1 protein-coding gene is annotated in these 1,121 nt (G+C 64.9%); it reads left to right on the top strand.

Annotated features, from left to right (window positions below; all coding sequences use genetic code 11):
- Positions 1–150: 150 nt before the first annotated feature.
- Positions 151–1,121: AI-2E family transporter (locus tag AB0F44_RS30255; RefSeq protein WP_357361078.1), on the top strand; the 971-nt coding region annotated here is incomplete at its 3' end.

A 1,121-nucleotide genomic window follows, 5' to 3' on the forward strand; every position in this document is an offset into this window, starting at 1 on the left:
CTCGAACTGATCAACGGCGACGAGATCGACTCCGCCTATGACCGTGTGGTCGCCAGCGATGTCCAATACCGGTTCGTGATCGACGCCGCCACCGTGTGAGGCGCGCGCGCCGACGGGCTGTCGGCGCACGCCCTGGGTACCGTGACATTCGTGGTTGCCGAGGACGAATCCGCTGAACCCGCCGCACAGTCCGTCGCGGTGAGCGCCCTGCCCGCCTACTGGTCGGTGCGCACACCGCCGCGCTGGCTGCCACGGGCGCTGCTGTACGCCGTGTTGGCGGTAGCCGGATTGATCGCGGCGTTCTGGGTGCTCGGCAAGATGCAGGGCCTGCTCACAGTGCTGCTGGTGTCGATCTTTTTGGCCTTCGCGATCGAACCCGCGGTGAATTGGCTTGCCGCGCGCGGTGTTCGGCGTGGGGCGGGCACCGGCGCGGTGTTCCTGGTGGTGCTGGTGATGATCGTCGCGTTCGTGTGGACGCTGGGCGCGCTGCTGGTCAACCAGGTGACCATGCTCGTGACGAACGCCCCCGACTACGTCCAGGATCTGGTCGACTGGGTCAATTCGACCTTCCATCAGGATATTTCGGGTGACGACCTGACCAAGTACGCCTCGGAGTGGAGTTCCACGATCGAGAAGTACCTGGTGGGTCTGGCCGGAAACGTCTGGGGCATCGGCACTGTCGCGATCGGCGCGCTGTTCCAGCTGCTCGGAGTGCTGCTGTTCACGTTCTATTTCGCGGCCGACGGACCGCGTTTCCGCACCTGGGTGTGTTCGCTGCTGCCGCCGAAACAGCAGAAGCATGTGTTGCGGGCCTGGGACATCGCGGTCGAGAAGACCGGCGGCTACATCTATTCGCGCGCCCTGCTGGCCCTGTGTTCGGCGGTCGCGCACTACGTGGCGTTGCGGGTGCTCGATGTGCCCTCGGCGTTCGCGCTGGCGTTGTGGGTCGGTGTCGTCTCCCAGTTCATCCCGACTGTGGGCACCTATATGGCCGGCGCGCTGCCCGTGCTCGTGGCGTTGGTGCACGACCCGATCACGGCGCTGTGGATTCTGTTGTTCATCATCGCCTATCAGCAGTTCGAGAACTATGTTCTGCAGCCGCGCATCACCGCGACCACCCT

It is taken from the genome of Nocardioides sp. NPDC023903 (assembly GCF_040639295.1).
GTDB lineage: Bacteria > Actinomycetota > Actinomycetes > Propionibacteriales > Nocardioidaceae > Nocardioides.